An 18,617-nucleotide genomic window follows, 5' to 3' on the forward strand; every position below is an offset into this window, starting at 1 on the left:
GAGGGGCGGCTTGGTTGCGACAAAGCCGCCTCTGCTCATGCTCGAAGGCTCAGGGCCGCTCGGGAATGTCCACGAGATCGCCGCGCGGGATGCGGCGCTCGGCGTCGTACATCGGCAGCGCGCAGATTTCGGCATCGCGGGTCACGCCGTCGCGGCAGGCGACCTCGAGACGCGTGCCGGGGCCGAGGTCCGGGTTCTCGAGGCGCACGATCGCCACGCCGCACGCCTGATAGGGCGACCACGCGCTGGAGCAGACGCGGCCCGCCGGCGCGCCCGCCTGCCAGAGCACGGGACCGAGCCGCGCGACGCCGCCCGCCACGCGCAGGCCCCACGTCCGGCAGCGGCGGTCGGCGCCTTCCAGTGCGGCCTTGCCGACGTAGTCGCCCTTGCTGACGCTCACCATGGCGCCGAGCCCGGCGGCGAAGGGCGTCACCGAGCCGTCGAAATCCGCGCCCGCGTTCAGGAGCCCCGCCTCGATGCGGCGCGCGCCGCCGATGGCGACAGGCGTCAGACCGTAGGGCGCGCCCGCCTCCAGCAGCCGTGCGCCCACGGCCGCGGCATCGATCTCGGGGCCGAGGTAGACCTCCCAGCCGAGCTCGTTGGTGAAGCCCGTGCGGGTGATCACCACCTCCTGCCCCGCGATGGTGACCCGCGCCGCATCGAAGTAGCGGAAGGGCTCCGGGTAGGCGCCGTCCACCGCCGCCGCGAGCACGCGGAGCGAGTCAGGCCCCTGCACCTGGCTGATCCAGACCTGCGGGTCGGTCACCTCGACGTCGAGGTCCTGCGCATGCGCGCGCAGCCAGTGCGTCAGGTCGCCGTCGGCCTGCCCGTACCAGAAGCGATCCTCGGCGAGGCGCACCAGTACGCCGTCGAGGATCATGCCGCCGTCGGCATAACACGCGATCTGATAGCTGCACCGCCCGACGCGCACTTTCGAGACGTCGCGCGTGAAGACGCGGTCGAGGAGCCGCTCGGCATCCGGGCCGCGCACCTCGATCGGCAGCTCGCCCGTGTGGCGCAGGACCGCTTGGCGGCGCAGGCGCCAGTACGCCTCGTCCGGCGGGATCGCGCCCATCGCCACGGCGGTGAGCCGGCGGTTGTAGAGGGTGTATTCCGGCGCGTAGGCGAGTTCCTGATGCACCAGCGGATGCGTCGCCATGGTGCCGGCGAATTCGCTCCTCTGCTCGCCGTCGCCCACCTGCGGCAGCACCGCGAAGCGCAGATCGTCCGTGAAGTCCCGCATGGTTCCTCCCTCCATACGTGACGCTGCCCGGCCGCTCGGAGCGACGCACAGCGCGTTTCCCTGATCATGACGGTTACGCGCGGTCACGTGGCTCCGGACGCCCAAGACCGCCCGTTCAGAGTGCATGTCCGACATTTTCGACCGAGACCCCGCGTCCGCGGCGCCTGAACGGCGCCCCGGAGCCGCGTATCCTTGCCACGCAACCGCCGCAGCGCCGGACACGCGCAGGAGCGTCTCAGTCGAGAAACGCCTTCTCCAGGACGTAATGACCCGGCGTCGAGTTCGCCCCTTCGCGGAGGCCGTAGCCCTCGAGCTGCGCCTTGATCTCGAGGTTGAAGGCGAGGTTGCCGCAGACCATCGCCCTGTCGTGCTCGGGCGACAGCGGCGGCACGCCCAGATCCGTGAAAAGCTTGCCCGCGCGCATGAGGTCCGTGATGCGGCCCATGACCGAGCTCTCCTCGCGCGTGGTCGTCGGGTAATAGCGCAGCTTCGCGAGGTTCTCCGCGCCGAGCAGTTCCAGGAGGAGCGCGTTTTCCGGGATCGACCGGAGAAGCTCCGCGCTATAGGCGAGCTCGCCCCTGTCGCGGCAGGTGTGGGTCAGGATCACCTCGTCGTAGTCCTCGAAGGTCTGCGGATCACGCAGGAGCGAGGCGAAGGGCGCGATGCCGGTCCCCGTCGCGAAGAGCCAGAGCCGCTTGCCGGGCAGAAGCGCGTCGTGGACGAGGGTGCCCACCGGCTTCGGGCGCAGGATGATCCCGTCGCCCGGCACGATATGCTGCAGCCGCGACGTCAGCGGGCCGTCCGGCACCTTGATCGAGTAGAATTCCAGTTCGTCGTCCCATGGCGGGGACGCGATGGAATAGGCGCGCAGGAGCGGCTTGGCCTTGCCGGTCCTCGCATCGGGTGCGCCCATGAGCCCGAGCATCACGAACTCACCCGCACGAAAGCGCAGGCTCGCGGGGCGCGTCACGCGGAACGAAAACAGCCGATCGGTCCAGTGGCGCACCTGCGTCACGGTCTGCGCGTCGGGATGGGTCGAGCGGCGGCTCGGAAGGCCGTCGCTCACGGCAGTCTGATGGGTCATCGCACCTCTCTCCGGCGCCGCTCGCGCCGCCTGTTGGGTCTATCGCTGCAAGGGGACGCGTCGCGCCTCAGCCGCGCAGGCGCGCCTGGTAATCATGCGCCTGCCAGCGCGCGCGGGCGCGCCACTGCTCTTCGGGCTGGCGCGCAGCGAGGGCCGCGTCGATCTCCACCTCGTCGAAGCCGCAGCGCCGCGCCATCGCGTACTGGTCGGCGATCACATGGCCATGGGCCCGTATCCGGCCGCGATAGCCGCGCAGCCGCAGAAGCCGCGCGAGGGTGAAGCCGCGCCCGTCGGCCGAGGACGGGAAGGCGATGCGCACCATCTCCACCCCCTCCGGCAGCCGGTCCAGCGCCGCCGGGTCGGTGTCGGGGGGCAGATCGACCCCGGGGGCGCCCCCCTCCCCGAGCGTGGCGAAGCCGCCCTGCCAGTCGTCGGGCCGGAAGCCCGCGTCGGTGACGATCACGCTCATTGGGTCGCTCCTTGCCGCACGGCGCGGCCGTTAAGGAAATGGATGCCGCACTCGTCCTTGTCCTCTCCGCGCCAGCGCCCGGCCCGCACGTCCTCGCCCTCGGCCACCTGCGAGGTGCAGGGCCAGCACCCGATGGAGGGGTAGCCCTGCGCCACCAGTGGATGGCGCGGCAGGTCGTGCTGCGCCATGTGTGCGCGCACATCCTCGAGCTTCCAGCCGGCGAGCGGATTGACCTTGATCCGGCCCTGCGCCGCCTCGGCCTCGAAGAACGGCAGATCCGCGCGCCCCGGCGACTGATATCGCTTGCGCCCGGTGATCCAGCCGTCGAACCCCGACAGCGCGCGTTCCAGCGGCTCCGTCTTGCGCAGCGCGCAGCAGGCATCGGTGTCTCTGGTCCTGAGCGCGCCCTCGGGATCCTCGCGCGCGATGCGCGCCGCGTCCGTCCGCAACACGCGGACGTCGCGCAGGCCGAGATGCGCCGCGACCTCCTGCTGGTAGCTCAGCGTTTCCGGGAAAAGGAGGCGCGTGTCGATGAAGAGCACCGGCACCCGGGGGTCCGTCAGCGCAAGGAGATGCAGCAGCACCACCGACTCCGCGCCGAAGCTCGACACGAGCGCGATCTCTCCGGTCTCGGGATCGTCCAGAGCGGTCCGCAGCACCTCCCGCGCGTCGAAATGCCTTGCGCGCGCGTTCAGCCGCGCCGCCCGCGCGCGCAGCGCCTCCGGATCACGCGCCGGCGACGTCTCGGGCTCGATCCGCTCAGGCCGCATCGCTCGCGCCTCCCACGGCGGGTTTCGCGGTATCCGGGTAGAGCGCGGCCTTGAACGGGGCCATGCCGACCCGGCGGTAGGTCTCGATGAAAGTCTCCCCGGGCGAGGCGCGCTCGGCCAGGTAGGTCTCGACGATGGTTTCCACCGCGCCGACGATCTCGTCGGCGGCGAAGCCAGGGCCGGTGCGTTCGCCGAGGCTCGCCGTCTCCGTGTGATCCCCGCCGAGCGTGATCTGGTAGTTCTCCACCCCGGCGCGATCGAGGCCGAGGATGCCGATATGGCCGACGTGGTGGTGGCCGCAGGCATTGATGCAGCCCGAGATCTTGATCTTCAGGTCGCCGATCTCGTGCTCGATCTTCAGCGCGTCGAAGCGCGTCGCGATCTCCTGCGCGACGGGGATCGAGCGCGCCGTGGCCAGCGCGCAGTAATCGAGCCCCGGGCAGGCGATGATGTCCGAGATCAGACCGATGTTGGCCGTCGCCAGGCCGTGCGCCCTGAGGATCGCGTGCACCTCCGGCAGGTCCGCCTTGTGCACATGGGGCAGCACCACGTTCTGCTCGTGCGAGATGCGCAGCTCATCATGGCCGAAGCGCTCGGCGATATCCGCCATCACGCGCATCTGCGCCGAGGTCGCGTCGCCCGGCGTCGCGCCGTGCGCCTTCAGGCTGATCTGGGCGATGGCATAGCCCTCGGCGCGATGCGGGAACAGGTTCGTGTCCGCCCAGGCGCGGAAAACGGGATCCTCCGCGTAGGCTGCATCGAACGACGCGGTCGAGGCGGTCCGGAACGGCGGCGGCGCGAACTGCGCAGTGATCGCCGCCAGCCGCTCCTGATCGACGCCGGAGAAGCCGGGCCGGATCTCCGCGAACCGCGCCGCCACCATATCGCGGATCGCCTCAATGCCGTGCTCGTGCACGGTGATCTTGATCCTGCTCTTGAACTTGTTGTCGCGCCGGCCGAGCAGGTTCCAGACCGAGACGACCGCTCCCAGATAGGCCAGCAGATCCTCCGACGGGACGAACTCGGCGATGACCTTCCCGATCATCGGCGTCCGGCCGAGGCCGCCGCCCACGAGCACCTGAAAGCCGATCTCGCCCTCCCTTTCGACGAGCCGCAGGCCGATGTCGTGCGCCGCCGTCACGGCGCGGTCGTTCGAGCTTCCGGTGACGGCGATCTTGAATTTGCGCGGCAGAAACTGGAACTCGGGGTGGTCGGTCGACCACTGCCGGATGAGCTCCGCCACCGGCCGGGGGTCGGCCACCTCGTCCGCGGCCGCGCCGGCGAAGTGGTCCGCGGTCACGTTGCGGATCGTGTTGCCGGAAGTCTGGACGGCGTGCATCTCGACCTCCGCCAGCGCGTCGAGGATATCAGGCACGTCGCGCAACCGGGGCCAGTTGAACTGAATGTTCTGCCGGGTCGTGAAATGGCCGTAGCCCTTGTCCCAGGTGTCGGCGATATGGGCGAGCTGGCGCATCTGCGCGGACCGCAGCGTGCCGTAGGGGATCGCGATCCGCAGCATGTAGGCGTGCAGTTGCAGGTAGAGCCCGTTCATCAGCCGCAGAGGCTTGAACTCCTCCTCGGTCAGGCTCCCGTCGATGCGGCGCTCGACCTGCGCGCGGAACTGGCGGTTGCGCTGGGCCACGAAGGCCGCGTCGAAGTCGTCGTAACGATACATGTCGCTCTCCCGTCGCGGGGCTCAGCTCGTGGATTTGGCGAAGACGTAACCAGAGGGTCCGGCGCGCCGGAACGCCTCGCGGAAATGGGTCGGCTCCGGGCCGTCCGGACCCTCCGCCATGTCGGCGAGATAGACGCCGACCACCTCGCCCGCGCGCGCCTGCGCCTCGATCAGGCGGACCTGCGCATCCGCCTCGTCGGTCAGCAGTTCGGCCCGCGCCAGATCGCGCGTCCAGCTTCCGTCTGCGGCGAGATAGACGACGTCCCCCTCAAGGAGCGCGTTGCCGGTGACGACCTTCGGGGTGAAGGGACGGGGCATCAGAGCACCTCCTGTCTGGGCAGCTCGGGGATCACCTCCGCCGCAGCCCGGGGCGCGAGCCCGTAGAGGAGGAGCGCGGGGCCGGAGAGCTGCGCCGCGGTGAGCTCGGCGGCGAGCCCGGAGAGCGACGTCGCGATCACCCGCTGATCCGCGCGCGAGGCGTTCTCGACCACCGTGACCGGCGTCGCGGGGTCCGCGCCGTGCATCATCAACCGCCCCTGGATGAAGCGCGCAGCCTTCTTGCCCATGTAGATCGCCGCGACCTCGCCCGGCTTCGCGAGCGCCGTCCAGTCGTGATCGGCGAAGCCTTTCATGTCGTGGCCCGTCAGCAGGCGCACCGAGGCATTGCGCGCGCGTTGCGTCAGGCTCTGCCCGATCCCGGCGACGGCGGAGGCCGCGGCGGTGATGCCGGGGACCACCGTGTAGGGCTGACCGGCGGCGCTGACCGCCTCGATCTCCTCATCGAGGCGACCGAAGACCCCCGGATCCCCGGACTTCAGCCGCACGACCTGCGCGCCCGCCTTCACGTGCTGCAGGATCAGGTCGTTGATCTCGGACTGCGCCACCGACGGGCCGAAGCCCTCCTTCCCGGCGGAGATCATGCGCGCCTCACGCCGGGCGAGATCGAGGATCTCCGGCGCGATCAGCCGGTCGTGGATCACCACGTCGGCGGTATCGAGCAGCTTGCGCGCCTTGAGCGTCAGAAGCTCCGGATCGCCCGGCCCAGCGCCGACGAAGAAGACGTGCCCAGGCGCCTCGTCCTCCGACAAATGCCGCGCCAGAAGGTCGTTGAGCGCGCCCTGCGCCCGCGCCTCGGCGTCGCCGGTCTCGACGCCCTCCACCGCGCGGGGCCCCGCCTCATAATAGTAATCCGCCCAGAAATCGCGGCGCTTGCGCCCGGCCGGCAGCGCCGCGGCCATGCAGCGAAAACGCTTTCCCACCCGTGCCAGCAGGCCGAGCCGCGTGGGCAGCCGTTCCTCGAGGTCGGCCTTGATCGACCGCGCGAGCACCGGGGCGGCGCCCTCCGTGCCGATCGCCACCGTGACCGGGTCGCGGTCCACGATGGCGGGCGTGATGAACTGACTGTCGCCGAGGTTGTCGACGATGTTGATCAGCGCCCCGTCCGCCCGCGCGATGGCCGAGGTGCGGGCGTCCTCGGCCACGTCTTCGTCGGCGGCGTAGAAGAGCGCGGCGCAGGTCGTGTCCCCCGGCTCCATCGCCCGACGCAGGAGGCGCAACCGCCCCTCCGCCGCCCAGGCCGCGATGTCGGGCGCCGGATCGGGCGCGAAGACCGTCAGATGCGCCTCGGTCTTCAGAAGCAGCCGCAGCTTGGCGCAGGCCGCCTCGCCGCCGCCCGAGAGCACAACGCGCCGGCCGGCCAGCGCCACGAAGATCGGAAAATGCTGCATGTCTCGCGCCTCCGGGTCCGCCGTGTCCCGAGGCGAGACTTAGAATAATGTTCCGATATTTGGCCATATACCGGCATAAATAAGGAAATACTGCCCTAAAATACCGCCTTAACACAAAGAACGTCCGCATACGGCGTCGCACCGCAGAACGCGTGCTCCACAGACCGCGCTCTCAGTCGACTACCCTCCGCCCCGGACGGCACGACCTGGATCTCGACGGACCCGACGACGGCGTCGATAACCGGTTCGGAGAAACCTTCTGGTTTCCCATGGTCAGATTCAGAGCCTGCCGAGGAGATCGAAGCGTCCGAGCGGCGGGACCCAGCGCTGTCGCGCCGGTCGGACCCTGACGCGCTGCTTCGCCGCGCTGCGGTTCGCGCGTGCGCCTGCCCAGGGGGCACCTTAACGTCCGTTCCTTATAAGAGAACGACTTAATACATTTAATCAATTTTTCTTTTGCCGAGGGACGCGCCATGTGCACCGGACGCATAATATCGGGGCGCAGGGACATGGACATACTGGCAGAGATCGCGGGCACGTTGCTCACTCAGGCGCAGAAACCGACGCTGGCATTCCTGATGGGGGGCATGCTTCTCGCGGCGCTCGGCAGCCGGCTCGAGGTGCCGGAGCAGGTCTACAAGCTCATCGTCCTGCTCCTGCTGTTAAAGGTGGGGCTCGGCGCGGGGATTTCGCTGCGCGAAGCGGACCCGGTCACGCTCGCGGCCCCGGCGGCGGCGGCGGTCGCCCTCGGCATCGCGCTCGTGCTGATCGGCGCGCGCTCGCTGGCCGTCTGGCCGGGCGTGGGCCGGATGGACGGCATGGCGACCGCGGGGCTGTTCGGGGCCGTGTCCGCCTCCACGCTCGCGGCGGGCATGGCGGTGCTCGACAGCGAAGGCGTCGCCTACGAGGGCTACATCGGCGTCCTCTACCCCTTCATGGATGTGGCGGCGCTCATCACCGCCATCGTGCTCGCGCGGGTGTCGGCGGCCCGCGGGACGGCGACGCCGGGCCCGGACGGCACGGCGACGGTCGCGGTCGGCGGCGGGGGCCTCGGGCCCGGCGGCCTGCGCGACATCCTGTCGGAGACGGCGCGCAGCCCGGCGATCTCGGCCCTGTTGCTCGGGCTCGCCATCGGCCTCGTCGCGCGGCCCGACGTCGTCTACGCGGACTTCTACGAGCCGCTCTTCCGCGGTCTTCTCTCGCTCCTCATGCTGACGATGGGGATGGAGGCCTGGTCGCGGCTCTCGGAGTTGCGCAAGGTCGCCCACGCCTACGTCCTCTTCGGGCTCACAGCGCCCCTGATCCACGGCGCGCTGGGGCTCGCGGCCGGGGTCGCTTTGCATCAGCTCATGGGCTTCTCGGGCGGCGGCGCAGTGCTGCTGGCGGTGATGGCGGCGTCGAGTTCCGATATCTCGGGCCCGCCGACGCTGCGCGGCGCCCTGCCCGAAGCGAACCCGTCGGCCTACGTCGGCGCCTCGACGGGGCTCGGAACGCCGGTGGCGATCCTCTCCATTCCGTTGTGGATGGCGCTCGCGGACAAGCTGATCGGTCTCTGAGGGCCGGTGCGGCGCGGGTCATGCCCTACCGGATGGTGGAGGAGGCCGCGCCCCTCACGCCTCGCAGACAGCGACGACGTGCTCCGGGGCGAGGCGCAGGATCGCCGGCGTCGCCGCGGCGGCGGTCTTGCGCAGCTCAGCCTCCGCGGTGCCGGCGCGCGCGGCGAGGGTGAGGCCCCGCGCGAGCGTTGCGGCGAGGCCTGCCGCCACCTCGGGCGGGGTCGCGGCGCGGGCGTCCCAGCCGGCCGCGACGAGCCGTGCCGTAATGCGCTCCTCCATCGCGGCGAAGCGCTCGGCGAGCTCCTCGCGGAAGGCCGGGTTGGCGCCCGCCGCATCCGCCAGCGCACAGGAGATGAGACAGCCCGGCGCCGCCTCGTTCGCCGTGCAAAGCGCGAGCACTGCGGCGTAGAACGCCTCGAGATCGGCGCGCAGGCCGCCGCCCGCCCAGAGCGCCGAAAGGACCGGCGCGACCCGCGTCTCGGCATACCGCGCGACCGCCGCGCGGAAGAGCCCCTCCTTGTCGCCGAAGCGCGCGTAGAGGGTGGCGCGCGGCATGTTCATCTCACGGCAGAGCGCGTCCACCGAGGCGCCCTCGTAGCCGTGCGTCCAGAAAAACATGACCGCCGCGTCGAGCGCCTCACCGTCCTCGAAGCCTATAGGTCGGCCGCGGGCTTCAGCCATGGATCACCTGATTTTTGAACCGATCGTTCTGCGCGTAGCCGACCGCACGCCGCCGGGGCAAGCGGCGAAAAGATACTTGGGAAACGGATGGTCGATCTGCCGGCGGCCGCAGGACTTTCGCCCGCGCCGGCCCAAAACAAGGCGGCACGCGTGACCGTGGCGGTCCAGCCCAGCGCGGCGGTGCGGAGACTGTCGCCGGATTGATCCAGCGCATTCCGGCCGGCACCGCGGGTCGGCTATCCTGACGCGTGAGCGTTTCGGAAAGGATATCGCATGGCCCTGTTCCCGGTGTTTCTGCTGACCTGCGCCGCGGCGGGGATGGCGGGCGTCTTCTTTCGGCCCGGGGCGTGGTATCGCGGCCTCGACAAGCCCACCTGGACGCCGCCAAATCGGCTGTTCCCGGTGATCTGGGCGGTTCTCTACGTCCTGATCGCCCTTGCCGCGGCGCGCATCGCGGAGGTGCCGGACAACGACCTCGCGCTCGGGCTCTGGGGGCTGCAGATCACGATCAACACCCTGTGGTCCGGCGTATTCTTCGGCCTGCACCGGATGCTGGCCGGGGCCCTGATCATTGCGGCGCTCTGGGTGACGGTCCTCGCCACGACGGTCGCCTTCTGGAGCCTCGACATGACCGCCGCGCTGATGATGGTGCCATACCTGATCTGGGGCACCTACGCGCTCGCGCTGAACACCTCCGTCTGGCTGCGCAACCGGGGCCGGGATGACGCGCAGAGGGACGAGGCCGCCGTGACAGGCAAGAGGTAGCCTTCAACCCAAATTATTTGCAATAGGCCGGTAGGGACGCGCCCCGCTTCCTCGACTGAGCTCACTTTGGACGGCTGAGTAACGACCACCTCAAGCGGAAGAACCTTGTCACGAGGCATTCCAGACGGTAAAGTTCAACGAGGGTTACTTGGGCAGGAGGTCGAGCTTAAAATCATGAAAAAGGATAAACTCTTCTGGCTGCACATCAAGAAGAGCGCAGGCATCTCAACGCGAAAGATGCTTTATCCGTTGTATACTGAGGTCGATAGAGTGGAACGTCCGGCCTGCTTCATTCAGTCGATGGAAGAAGAATACAACGACATACTCAACAACTATCGTGTCGTTCTTGGTCAGTACCAATTTAGACGTTGCTTGTTTGCTCAAAAATTTCTTTATCCGCAAGATTTTGACCGACATCTCCGCGTCGCCTTCTCCAGAAACCCTTACGATCGCTGCCTAAGCCAGTTTTTCTACCTCTGGAACAAGAAGCGGCGCCTGAAACAACAATTACGCCTCCGCCTCTCCATGGCTCGTCAACTTAAGTTTCGAGGCGTCTTTAGGTATGATTTCACCCGCTTCCTCGATGCTATTGAGGAGTGCCAAGAGTCGCCAGCGAACAGCTCTCCTTACGGACTTCACTTCCAGACGCACACGGCGGCAATGTGGCCCGACATCGTAGACGATCACGGGCGCTGCCTACTCGACGTTATATTCAGACTCGAAGACCTCTTGCCCGGAGTCAATCATGTGCGCACAGCACTCGGACAACAACCGCTGGACGAGGCCGAGGCTGTCCATTCCAACAAGTCACAGAAGTCATTTTTTGAAATTCCAAGAGATCAGAAAAGGAAGATCGAGAATTTATTCAGCAAGGACTTTGAGATATATGAAGGCATGTGCGCAAGATTTGGCGGGTCATCATTTTGAGCATTTTTACGCGTTCCCGTTGGCGCGTTTTATGCGACCTTCACGCCGACATTAAATCGCCTGAACGAAAAGGTTGATGTGGAGGTTGGCGCACAGAAGACGTTTCGCATCTCCGTTTTGCACGCGTACTACTTGCCCTCACCCTCGACTTTATTGCGAGCGCTGTCGATCAGCGATTTGAGTAAATCCTGCGAGCTTCGGGAGGGATGGGAAAGAATATTGCGCCTTCGAAGCGGGGTCGATCACACGCCTGCGACGCAGGTGCATGAATACGCGCCCCATGAGCCACGCGAGCGCACCCCCAGCCGGGCAGCAGGGCCGCTTGCGCGGCCCCGCTTATCCGTCTCAGAACTCGACCCCCTCGGCCTCGAAGGTCTCGATGGCGTGCGCGATCAACGCTCCGATGATTTCGAGCGCGGCGCCGCGTTCCGTCGTCTGCCAGATCGCCTTGTAAGGATCGGGCGACCGCGCATTGGCGTAGGCCTCTTCACCCTTCATCCGCTCCTGGTCGACCGCCCGCAGGACAGGCTTCAAGAGCGCCAGACACGCGCCGAGGCGGCGGGCGTCGGTCGTCTCGGGGTCGAGCATGTCGTGATAGTGCGACATGGAGGGCGAAACGCTCGGGCCGCCCGGCGCCGGCTTGAAGGCGAGCAGATTGAGCCAGCGCGCAGCGAGCCGCGTCTTTTCGCGCGCAGCGGTGAGCGGGTCGGTCGTCGTCCGGTCCATTAGGCGGCCTCCTTGAAGCTCGTGATCCCCGCGAGACGCAGGGCCTCCAGCGCGCGCACACCGACGTCGACGATATCGGCGCAGAGCCGCGCATCGCGGCAACGCGGATCGTCCGGATCCAGCGCGATGAAGCGGCGCGCCTCGGGGGTGTCGCGTCCGTCGATGTGCTCGAGGAATAGGAGATCGCGCAGCGCCCGAAGGTCGGGCTGTCGCGCCACGAGGTCGTGACCTTCGCGCGCGGCGCGGACGACACGGTCGGCGCGGCGGCGCCAGTCCTCGCCGCCGAGCAGATCGGCCGCCGCGACGAGGCGGTCGCCGTCCGACCTGAGCCACCGGAGGAACTCGCTCGCGCGGTGCAGGAAACGCAGGTGCGCGCCGGGGCGTGGGAAGTCGTGCATTGTGGGACCTTTCTTCTCTGGTCGCGCCGGCTCCCCATGAACCGGCGTCAGCGCCGCGGCCGGTGCTGCGCGGCCTCACGAGGAGGGCCGCGCAGCCCGGGCCGGGCGGGGCTTTCGAGGGCTTTGTCTCGAGGGTCTGCGCCCTGCCGGCGCCGTCATTGGCGGTGCGGCCGGCGATCCCGTTCGACGAAGCAGAGGTCGATCGAGGCAACCGGAGCGGCCATCTGCCTCCGTGCAGAGGCGGGTTCCAGCACTCAGGAGTCTTGGCGCGCGGCCCTCAAGGCGGGGAAATCACAGGAGAAAAATTTTCCAACTTCCGTTTCCGCGATGCGCGAGACGCATCCACCTCCTGTCCACCCAAGACAGGAGGCCCTGACGATGAAGACCTATCTTTCCGACCGCGCGCTCGACGCTCTGCAGGAGATCCTCGCCGCAGGCGGGGTGGCCGCGATCCACGCGTTCCACGCGAGCGAACTCCGCGCGGCCGGGCTCGTCGAATGCCTCGGGGAGATGCCACGCCCCGGCTGCGCGCTCGTCCGGCTCACGGACCTTGACTGAGCCGCAGCCGAAGCCCGTCTTGCCCCGGACACCAAAAGGGGCGCCGCCACCGCGACGCCCCAAAGATCCGAAGATGGGCCCGGCGCGCGCAGCGCACCGGGCCCCGCCGTTCAGGCGTCGAATTGGCGTCTACGCTGCGCTTGCTCCGCGCGCTCGAGCTTGTCCAGGACCTCATCGGTGACCTCGGGCACGACCCGCGCGTAGCGTTCGATCATCGAGGAGGCCGTGCGCATGCTCCAACCCATGCAGACAGCGATCTCGTTGAGGGAACACCCTGCCCGCAGAAGCGAGGTGGCCGCCGTCCCGCGCATGTCGTAAAGGCGCAGGTCCGTCCGCACAGGCGTTTTCGAGGCGTCCTGCGACGCCGCGCGATTCGCCCGCCGCACGACATCCTTGACGATCTGCGAGACGCGCTCCGGTTGGAGGCGTTTGCCCCTCAGCGAGACCAGAAGGGTCTGCTGACCCGGCGGCGTGGTGTCGATCACCTCGGCGAGCGCGGGCGTCACCGGGAAGCTCGTGACGTTGTTGGTTTTCTTGCGGTGGAAGTAAAGGCGACGGCCTCTGGGCGTCTTGCGCACGTTTCCGTGGGTAAGCGCGCAGGCGTCCACCGGCGCGAGCCCGCCCTCGGAGCACGTGAGAATGATCCGGCGCTCACGCTCCTTGGCAACATCGAGCAGGGCCTGAATTTCCGCCGGCAGCCACACGTGACCGGAGCGGTCCACCTTGTAATGGCGTTCGACGTTGTTGTGGTGGTGAAACCTCAGGCGTCCCGTCTTCTGCGCCCAGTTGAGAAGCCGCGTGACGACCGTGGTCGCATAATCATACGCGTGCACCGAGTGCCCGAAGGCCTTACTCTTCCACTCTTCGATCTCGATGAGGGAATCGCTCTCTTCGAACATCTTGATCGGTTCCTTGCCGAACTCTCCCTCGAAGGCGTCGAGGTATTTGACGTAGTCCCTCTGCGTCCGGTCTTTGAGCTTCGCGAAGGCTATCGAGTCGCAAAATGCGCGGATGGCGGCGGAGACAGAGTCCGGCGCACAGCCGAAATGGACCCGCTGATGCTTCTCCATGATCCGCGCATAAGCCTTGTGATAGGCTGGCCCGGTCGCCGGCCCCATCGAACTGTGCCAGAAGCGTGGGCCGCCACGGAACGCATAGTGATATTCTTTCCTGCCCGACTTGGTCTCCTTCCGGACGATGTGCACCCCTGAGATTTTAGGCTTTGCCAAGGCGCTTTCTCCTTTGCTGAGTGAGGGACATCTGGGCGTCCGTTGCATCGCTATAGTTTTGGATCGCGTCAAGGCGTGCGCGAACAATTTTTGGGTCGTAGAACCCCGGCCGGCCCGGGACCGGCTCGATACCTGCCTGGTCGAGAAAGTCCCTGAACTTCCAGGACACCTTGCCGAACCCGAAGGCGCGCGCGAGCTCGCGTTCGGGAATGAACGTGATCGACGCGACGGCCTGCGCGACGGGTTCGGGAAGCTTCGAAGTCTGCTGCTCCGCCATCAGTTTTTGCCCTTCTTGCGGTCTGACTGAGCGGGACGTCGGTTCGTTAAAATAGGGGCAGAAAGATCTGTGAATTTGCGCCCACCTAATATTTTATAAAAAATCAATTACTTGCCGGATTTTCATTTATGAACGGCAATTTTTTTGCCAGCGCGCAGGCGTGTCACCCATCGGCGCACCCCCTCCGATCTGCCGCTCGCGGGGAGGGGGCGAAGGCCGACGCATGCAGGGTGAACTGACCGCGATCCGACCCCTTGGCCGCGTCGCGTCAGCCGACGCGGCGCGCGCGTGCAACGACCGACGCGCGCGCCGCTCGGAGGCGGGATGGCATTGCCGCTTCTCCGCTTGGAAACGGGTGCCAAGAAACCGATGCGTGCCCACAGAACCGGGCCGTGCCAATTGCACGGGAGCCCGAGCGCCAACTCCCGTCGCACGTGCCTCCTCGCCGCTCGCGATTCGGGCGGTTGCCCGCGGGCGGCGGGGCTGCGCGTCTCATCGAGATGACGCGCAGACCCGACGCCTGCGGCGCAGCCTAAGCGACACTCGGGCAGGACCATCATTCCCCCTGCCCTGGCGCGTCGCTTCCCTCCTCGCGCAGCGATCCGATGGTCCAGCGCTGCGCGTCCGGCGGCGCTTTCTCCAGCGCCCCCTCGAACCAGCGCGTGCCCGCGTGCTCGATCTTTACGGTGAGACGGTCCGGGACCGGCGCATCGGTGCGGTAGCAGAGCGCGATATGGAAGCGCGCGCCGAGACGATCGGCGAGGGTCAGCAGGGCGCGGCGGTAGCGGCGCAGGTCCGCCCGGCAGGTTTCCGGCACCAGCGCGATATCGAACTGCGGCGCGTGCTTGCCCCATTCGCGGCGCAGGTAAATATAAAGCCCGATCTCGTCGCGGGTCTTCAGCGTTCCGAGTTCGTCGAGGTCGAGCAGGACGTAATCGCTCGCCACGCGGCAGGACATTTGCGCCGCGATGGCGGGCGCGACCCTCCATTGGAGCGCATGGGCGCGTTCGTGGCGCAGGACCGCGCAGTGCGAGAGGATCCCCGCCTCCAGAAGCTCCTCGCGCAGGCGCCGGAGCGCGCGGCCGTCGTTCGCCCCCTTCGGCCCGACCCGCGCGCGCAGCGCCGAGAAGGTGGCCCAGCATGGCAGCGGCCACTCTTCGAAGTCATGCCATCCGTCCCGGAGGTCCTGCTGATGCAGCATGGAGACGAGCAGCTTCAGGCTCGTCGGCCGCAGCGGCAGCTGGGTGATCCAGAGCGCGAGCTCCCAGGGCAGTTGAATCTTTCCGTTGTCGTTCGGCATCGGTCCGTCCTTGGTGCGATGACGGCCCGGATCGGCCGCCGCGCCGGACGTCGGTCCGGTGCTCCGGACGCGGAAACGCGAGACCCGAAAAATCTGCGGGATCACCCGTCCGCGTGGCGTGTAAGCCGTCCGCGCAGGGCGCGACGCCCGCATCGCAAACGGCGTCGCACCCTGCGCGGACGGGGCCGGTCATGAGCAACGCGTGCTTGCGGTGTCTGGCGACGGGAATCGGCGCGGCCCCGGCGGCGCCCCTGTGGCTCGCGACGGGCCCCGGTCGCACGGAACGGGTCAGGGCCGCCGGACGCCGGGCCGCCACGGACCACGCGCGGCCGTTGCCGGTCCGCTTCTCCGGCGCCGACAACCACCGGCGCCATGCCCTGTCTCGGTCCGCCGGCCCGTCGAAACGGCGCCACCCGCCCACTTCAACGGCGGCGTCCTCCGTTCATCCGGCGCGCGCCCCGTTCGCGCGGGGCGTCTTGCGCTCCAAGGCGCTGCCTTGAAACAGTTCTCCGGCTCGAGAAATCTCAGAAATCGAAGAGATCAAGAAATCCCCAGAAATGACTGCATGGGATGGGGGAAGGGGTGGGAAGAGTGATCCGTCCCGGCCAACGTCGCGCGCATGGTCGGCGTCGTGCAGCTGCCTTGGCGAAGGGGATAGAGACCGAGGGGAAGGCACAGGGCGGACGGTCGTCCCGGCGTGGCCCTGCTCATGAGGGATGGCAGCCCCGAGACACCATGCCTGCCCCCTGCCCTATCACCTGCGCCTCCACCGGACGCAAAACCGCCGCCGGCCCGAGGGCGCGGCGGCGGGTGCGGGCGTGGCTTCACGCCGAGTGGCCAGCTCCGGCCATCAGGCGGCGCGGCGCGCGAGCTGCGCCTCGATCCGGGCCTGGTGGTCCCCCGCAAAGCGGAGTGCGTCCGCGCCGGTCTCGGTCCATATCGCCGCGTCGATTGTGGGCGGCGTGCCGGCCACGCCCGGCGTGTAAGTGACCGCAAGCCGGTCCGTGCGCAGAGCGCCAGTGACCTCGAAGAGCGCCTCACCGACGATATCGTCGATGAGGCGGTCGGAAACGAGGCGGAAGGAGGGGGTCGTCTTGGACATGTTAGGATCCTTTCGTTGAGGGTGTCGAACGGCCGTCAGTGGCCAGTCGGGACATGGGTCCCGCGGCGCAGGCCCGGAAATGAAAAAAGTGAAGAGGGCGGCGCGTGGTGAGGGCGCCCCCGCGAGGCCGGGCGCCCTCCCCCGCCGAGGCCCACCAACGACGCGCGAGAGCGCGCCCGGCGCCCGCCTCACAGCCGAGGGCGGCGCCCCTGCCCCGCGCCATCGGTGCGCGCGAGGAGCGTCTCGAGGGCGGCGGCGTAGTGCTCCACGCTCGCGACTTCCTCGAAGTCCGAGCGGTATGTCTCCTGCATCCAGCGGACGGAGTGCCCGAGCAGGCGCTGCACGGCCCAGGCGGCGTCGGGGCGATGCCGGCGCAGGAGGTCGGTGAGCGCCGTCCGGATCAAATGACCCCCGATGCCGAACTCCTCCCGCAGGAGGGACGCGGCGTAGTAGGTGCCGAACCCCTCGGGCGCGAGGCTCAGGAGGTTGCAGCCGTCGAGCTCGGCGAGGCGCACATCGATGGTCCAGGACGGCCGGCCCGCGAGGACATGGGCGTCGAGCAGCAGGCTCACGAGCGTCCAGAGCGGGCCGTTGTCCTTCCACCGCCCGGTTTTCGTCTGGCGGTGGGCGAGCGACCAGCCGTCGTGGCCGCGCACGACCTCGCGGCCGATGCGGAAGGTGGACAGGTCGCCCTGCCGGTCCGCGTTGTTGACGAGAAGCGCGAAGACCACCGCCTTTCGGCGCAGCCGCGCGGCCTCGGCCGAGTGCCCCGGCAGCGCGGCCGCCTGTTCGCTCGCGGCGACCGCGCGCGCGAGCACGGCGTCGAGCCCGTGCGCCTCGCGGAACCGGCGGATCGCCACCTCCTTGAGCGGGGTCTCCTCCTCGGCCTCGTCGCGGCAGGCCCTCGCGATCTCTGCGAGGGCGACCTCTCCTGCGGGCGTGAGAAGCTGCGCGCGCTGGCCGAAGACGGTGACCCGCTCGACGTAGTCCGCGACGCTCGCCGCGCGGATGGGCGCGCCCGTGCGCGGGTTCACCCGGTCGAGAAGGAAGGCGAGGAAGGCCTCTGCGAGCTCCGCGTCGATCCCCTCCGCCTCGATCCCGGCGCGCGCCCGCGCGAGCGCGAGCAGGCCCACCGCCTGCTCGACCGAGGCGCGCGTCTTCGGCGCGAGCGCCCGGTAGCGCCGCTCCCCCACGCGGCAGCGGCGTGTGAGGCACGGGCGGGCCGCCTGCCAGGGCGCCGGCCAGTCCTCGGGCGCCAGCGCCTCGCGGCGCGAGGCGCACGGGCGCCGGGGCTTGGCGTTGTAGCGCGCGTTGAGCCAGCGGTCCCAGTCCTGCTTGACCGGGACCGCCGCCGCCGTCGGCACCTCGGGCGCGAAGCGCCCGAGCGCTGCGAGCAGTCTGCGCAAGGCGGTGCGGCTCGGCGCGCAGGCCGCGAAGTCCTCGGCCTGCGCCTGCTCGGGCGCCCGGCCCTCTTGCGCGAGGCGGGCGTAGAAGCGCTCGAGCGCCGCGGGCATGCCGCGCGGCGCGAGATCGGCCTCGCGCGCGGTGGCCACGACGCGGGCGGCGACGACCGGTGGAACGCTCGGCATCCGCACCCCGAGCGCCGCGGCGCGCGCGGCCCGGCTTTGCGGCGGCCGGGGCATCACCGCGCCCCCCTGAGATCGAGGCCCGGAGCGAGCTCCTCGACGACGCTCGCGAAGAGCTCGGCCGCCGCGCGCCCCTCGCCACGCACGTAGAAGTTCTCGACGCTCCTGACCGTGTCGCAGAGCAAGGCGGCGACGACATCGTAGCCGCCGGGGTGTACGGCGAGGTAGAGCGTCGCCGCGACGTGGCGCATGGTGTGCGGCGTCAGGCCCGGAAGCCCGAGCCGCGACATGCCGCGGTTCCACGCCTTGTTGAAGGTCGTACGCGAGAGCGCCCCGCCGCGCGTGCCGGGAAAGAGCGCCCCCGTGTCTGCCGCGCCGGTCGCGGCGTGGCGCGCGATCCAGAGGGGCCGGCCCCGGTCGCGCCATGTCTCCACGACGCGCCAGAGGCGGCTGGGCACAGGCCCTTCGATCGGGCGGCGGTTCTTGACCTTGCGCCGCTCGATGGCGAGCCAGGGCTTCATGTCAATCGGCATCCAAACGGGAC

The 18,617-nt window shown here is 68.8% G+C and carries 20 protein-coding genes; 4 read left to right on the forward strand and 16 right to left on the reverse strand.

Annotation, left to right across the window (positions count from 1 at the left end; genetic code table 11):
• Positions 1 to 49: 49 nt before the first annotated feature.
• The 7 genes from DRV84_RS09935 to cysG form a co-directional block, all read right to left on the reverse strand.
• A complete protein-coding gene (locus tag DRV84_RS09935) occupies positions 50 to 1,243 on the reverse strand; it encodes an aminomethyl transferase family protein (protein ID WP_115979937.1) in 1,194 nt (397 codons plus the stop codon).
• Positions 1,244 to 1,478: 235 nt separating this feature from the next.
• Positions 1,479 to 2,327 carry a ferredoxin--NADP reductase gene (locus DRV84_RS09940; RefSeq protein WP_115979940.1) on the reverse strand — a complete coding sequence of 283 codons (849 nt, stop codon included), beginning with the start codon at positions 2,325 to 2,327 and terminating at the stop codon, positions 1,479 to 1,481.
• 67 nt (positions 2,328 to 2,394) lie between these two features.
• Positions 2,395 to 2,796 carry a DUF934 domain-containing protein gene (locus DRV84_RS09945; RefSeq protein WP_115979943.1) on the reverse strand — a complete coding sequence of 134 codons (402 nt, stop codon included), beginning with the start codon at positions 2,794 to 2,796 and terminating at the stop codon, positions 2,395 to 2,397.
• Positions 2,793 to 3,566 carry a phosphoadenylyl-sulfate reductase gene (locus DRV84_RS09950; protein ID WP_115979946.1) on the reverse strand — a complete coding sequence of 258 codons (774 nt, stop codon included), beginning with the start codon at positions 3,564 to 3,566 and terminating at the stop codon, positions 2,793 to 2,795. Before DRV84_RS09950 ends, DRV84_RS09945 begins: the two co-directional genes overlap by 4 nt.
• Complete coding sequence (locus DRV84_RS09955; protein ID WP_115979948.1) at positions 3,556 to 5,241, reverse strand: nitrite/sulfite reductase; 1,686 nt, start codon at positions 5,239 to 5,241, stop codon at positions 3,556 to 3,558. Before DRV84_RS09955 ends, DRV84_RS09950 begins: the two co-directional genes overlap by 11 nt.
• Positions 5,242 to 5,262: 21 nt before the next feature.
• Positions 5,263 to 5,559 (reverse strand): DUF2849 domain-containing protein, encoded by a 297-nt coding sequence (locus tag DRV84_RS09960; protein WP_115979951.1) that lies wholly within the window; start codon positions 5,557 to 5,559, stop codon positions 5,263 to 5,265.
• Positions 5,559 to 6,968, reverse strand: a complete 1,410-nt coding sequence (cysG, locus tag DRV84_RS09965; RefSeq protein WP_115979954.1) for a siroheme synthase CysG — start codon at positions 6,966 to 6,968, stop codon at positions 5,559 to 5,561. The genes DRV84_RS09960 and cysG overlap by 1 nt, the downstream gene beginning before the upstream one ends.
• A 509-nt stretch (positions 6,969 to 7,477) precedes the next feature.
• Here cysG and DRV84_RS09970 point away from each other — a divergent pair.
• On the forward strand, positions 7,478 to 8,524 hold the full coding sequence (locus tag DRV84_RS09970; RefSeq protein WP_115979957.1) for a sodium-dependent bicarbonate transport family permease: 1,047 nt from the start codon (positions 7,478 to 7,480) through the stop codon (positions 8,522 to 8,524).
• Positions 8,525 to 8,578: 54 nt separating this feature from the next.
• Here the strand turns inward: DRV84_RS09970 and DRV84_RS09975 are convergent, their stop codons facing one another.
• Positions 8,579 to 9,205, reverse strand: a complete 627-nt coding sequence (locus DRV84_RS09975) for a TetR/AcrR family transcriptional regulator (protein WP_115979959.1) — start codon at positions 9,203 to 9,205, stop codon at positions 8,579 to 8,581.
• A 273-nt stretch (positions 9,206 to 9,478) separates the two neighbouring features.
• Here DRV84_RS09975 and tspO point away from each other — a divergent pair, with 273 nt between their 5' ends.
• Both tspO and DRV84_RS09985 read left to right on the forward strand, forming a co-directional pair.
• Complete coding sequence (gene tspO, locus DRV84_RS09980) at positions 9,479 to 9,970, forward strand: tryptophan-rich sensory protein TspO (RefSeq protein ID WP_115979961.1); 492 nt, start codon at positions 9,479 to 9,481, stop codon at positions 9,968 to 9,970.
• 174 nt (positions 9,971 to 10,144) lie between these two features.
• Positions 10,145 to 10,897, forward strand: a complete 753-nt coding sequence (locus DRV84_RS09985; protein ID WP_115979964.1) for a sulfotransferase family 2 domain-containing protein — start codon at positions 10,145 to 10,147, stop codon at positions 10,895 to 10,897.
• Between the two features lie 345 nt (positions 10,898 to 11,242).
• Here DRV84_RS09985 and DRV84_RS09990 read toward each other — a convergent pair whose 3' ends face one another.
• A complete protein-coding gene (locus DRV84_RS09990) occupies positions 11,243 to 11,623 on the reverse strand; it encodes a hypothetical protein (RefSeq protein WP_115979967.1) in 381 nt (126 codons plus the stop codon).
• Positions 11,623 to 12,021, reverse strand: a complete 399-nt coding sequence (locus tag DRV84_RS09995; protein WP_115979969.1) for a hypothetical protein — start codon at positions 12,019 to 12,021, stop codon at positions 11,623 to 11,625. Before DRV84_RS09995 ends, DRV84_RS09990 begins: the two co-directional genes overlap by 1 nt.
• 378 nt (positions 12,022 to 12,399) lie before the next feature.
• Here DRV84_RS09995 and DRV84_RS10000 point away from each other — a divergent pair, with 378 nt between their 5' ends.
• Positions 12,400 to 12,579 (forward strand): hypothetical protein, encoded by a 180-nt coding sequence (locus DRV84_RS10000; RefSeq protein WP_115979972.1) that lies wholly within the window; start codon positions 12,400 to 12,402, stop codon positions 12,577 to 12,579.
• Between the two features lie 110 nt (positions 12,580 to 12,689).
• Here the strand turns inward: DRV84_RS10000 and DRV84_RS10005 are convergent, their stop codons facing one another.
• The 6 genes from DRV84_RS10005 to DRV84_RS10025 all read right to left on the reverse strand — a co-directional run.
• Positions 12,690 to 13,784 (reverse strand): tyrosine-type recombinase/integrase, encoded by a 1,095-nt coding sequence (locus DRV84_RS10005; RefSeq protein WP_158547794.1) that lies wholly within the window; start codon positions 13,782 to 13,784, stop codon positions 12,690 to 12,692.
• Between the two features lie 10 nt (positions 13,785 to 13,794).
• Complete coding sequence (locus tag DRV84_RS15440) at positions 13,795 to 14,085, reverse strand: hypothetical protein (protein WP_147298848.1); 291 nt, start codon at positions 14,083 to 14,085, stop codon at positions 13,795 to 13,797.
• Positions 14,086 to 14,641: 556 nt separating this feature from the next.
• Complete coding sequence (locus DRV84_RS10010) at positions 14,642 to 15,385, reverse strand: hypothetical protein (protein ID WP_115979978.1); 744 nt, start codon at positions 15,383 to 15,385, stop codon at positions 14,642 to 14,644.
• An 850-nt stretch (positions 15,386 to 16,235) separates the two neighbouring features.
• Positions 16,236 to 16,487 (reverse strand): hypothetical protein, encoded by a 252-nt coding sequence (locus DRV84_RS10015; protein WP_115979981.1) that lies wholly within the window; start codon positions 16,485 to 16,487, stop codon positions 16,236 to 16,238.
• Between the two features lie 188 nt (positions 16,488 to 16,675).
• Positions 16,676 to 18,076: a hypothetical protein gene (locus DRV84_RS15635; RefSeq protein WP_158547796.1), complete on the reverse strand. Its 1,401-nt coding sequence runs from the start codon at positions 18,074 to 18,076 to the stop codon at positions 16,676 to 16,678.
• A gap of 53 nt (positions 18,077 to 18,129) precedes the next feature.
• The coding region (locus DRV84_RS10025) for a tyrosine-type recombinase/integrase (RefSeq protein ID WP_147298849.1) at positions 18,130 to 18,617 on the reverse strand (488 nt) is incomplete at its 5' end.

It is taken from the genome of Rhodosalinus sediminis, from assembly GCF_003385555.1.
Lineage (GTDB): Bacteria > Pseudomonadota > Alphaproteobacteria > Rhodobacterales > Rhodobacteraceae > Rhodosalinus > Rhodosalinus sediminis.

Bases quoted from the DNA above. Each gene is read 5' to 3' on its own strand.
- DRV84_RS09935 (WP_115979937.1), bottom strand. From the start codon at position 1,243: ATGCGGGACTTCACGGACGATCTGCGCTTCGCGGTGCTGCCGCAGGTG.
- DRV84_RS09940 (WP_115979940.1), bottom strand. From the start codon at position 2,327: ATGACCCATCAGACTGCCGTGAGCGACGGCCTTCCGAGCCGCCGCTCG.
- DRV84_RS09945 (WP_115979943.1), bottom strand. From the start codon at position 2,796: ATGAGCGTGATCGTCACCGACGCGGGCTTCCGGCCCGACGACTGGCAG.
- DRV84_RS09950 (WP_115979946.1), bottom strand. From the start codon at position 3,566: ATGCGGCCTGAGCGGATCGAGCCCGAGACGTCGCCGGCGCGTGATCCG.
- DRV84_RS09955 (WP_115979948.1), bottom strand. From the start codon at position 5,241: ATGTATCGTTACGACGACTTCGACGCGGCCTTCGTGGCCCAGCGCAAC.
- DRV84_RS09960 (WP_115979951.1), bottom strand. From the start codon at position 5,559: ATGCCCCGTCCCTTCACCCCGAAGGTCGTCACCGGCAACGCGCTCCTT.
- cysG (WP_115979954.1), bottom strand. From the start codon at position 6,968: ATGCAGCATTTTCCGATCTTCGTGGCGCTGGCCGGCCGGCGCGTTGTG.
- DRV84_RS09970 (WP_115979957.1), top strand. From the start codon at position 7,478: ATGGACATACTGGCAGAGATCGCGGGCACGTTGCTCACTCAGGCGCAG.
- DRV84_RS09975 (WP_115979959.1), bottom strand. From the start codon at position 9,205: ATGGCTGAAGCCCGCGGCCGACCTATAGGCTTCGAGGACGGTGAGGCG.
- tspO (WP_115979961.1), top strand. From the start codon at position 9,479: ATGGCCCTGTTCCCGGTGTTTCTGCTGACCTGCGCCGCGGCGGGGATG.
- DRV84_RS09985 (WP_115979964.1), top strand. From the start codon at position 10,145: ATGAAAAAGGATAAACTCTTCTGGCTGCACATCAAGAAGAGCGCAGGC.
- DRV84_RS09990 (WP_115979967.1), bottom strand. From the start codon at position 11,623: ATGGACCGGACGACGACCGACCCGCTCACCGCTGCGCGCGAAAAGACG.
- DRV84_RS09995 (WP_115979969.1), bottom strand. From the start codon at position 12,021: ATGCACGACTTCCCACGCCCCGGCGCGCACCTGCGTTTCCTGCACCGC.
- DRV84_RS10000 (WP_115979972.1), top strand. From the start codon at position 12,400: ATGAAGACCTATCTTTCCGACCGCGCGCTCGACGCTCTGCAGGAGATC.
- DRV84_RS15440 (WP_147298848.1), bottom strand. From the start codon at position 14,085: ATGGCGGAGCAGCAGACTTCGAAGCTTCCCGAACCCGTCGCGCAGGCC.
- DRV84_RS10010 (WP_115979978.1), bottom strand. From the start codon at position 15,385: ATGCCGAACGACAACGGAAAGATTCAACTGCCCTGGGAGCTCGCGCTC.
- DRV84_RS10015 (WP_115979981.1), bottom strand. From the start codon at position 16,487: ATGTCCAAGACGACCCCCTCCTTCCGCCTCGTTTCCGACCGCCTCATC.
- DRV84_RS15635 (WP_158547796.1), bottom strand. From the start codon at position 18,076: ATGCCGAGCGTTCCACCGGTCGTCGCCGCCCGCGTCGTGGCCACCGCG.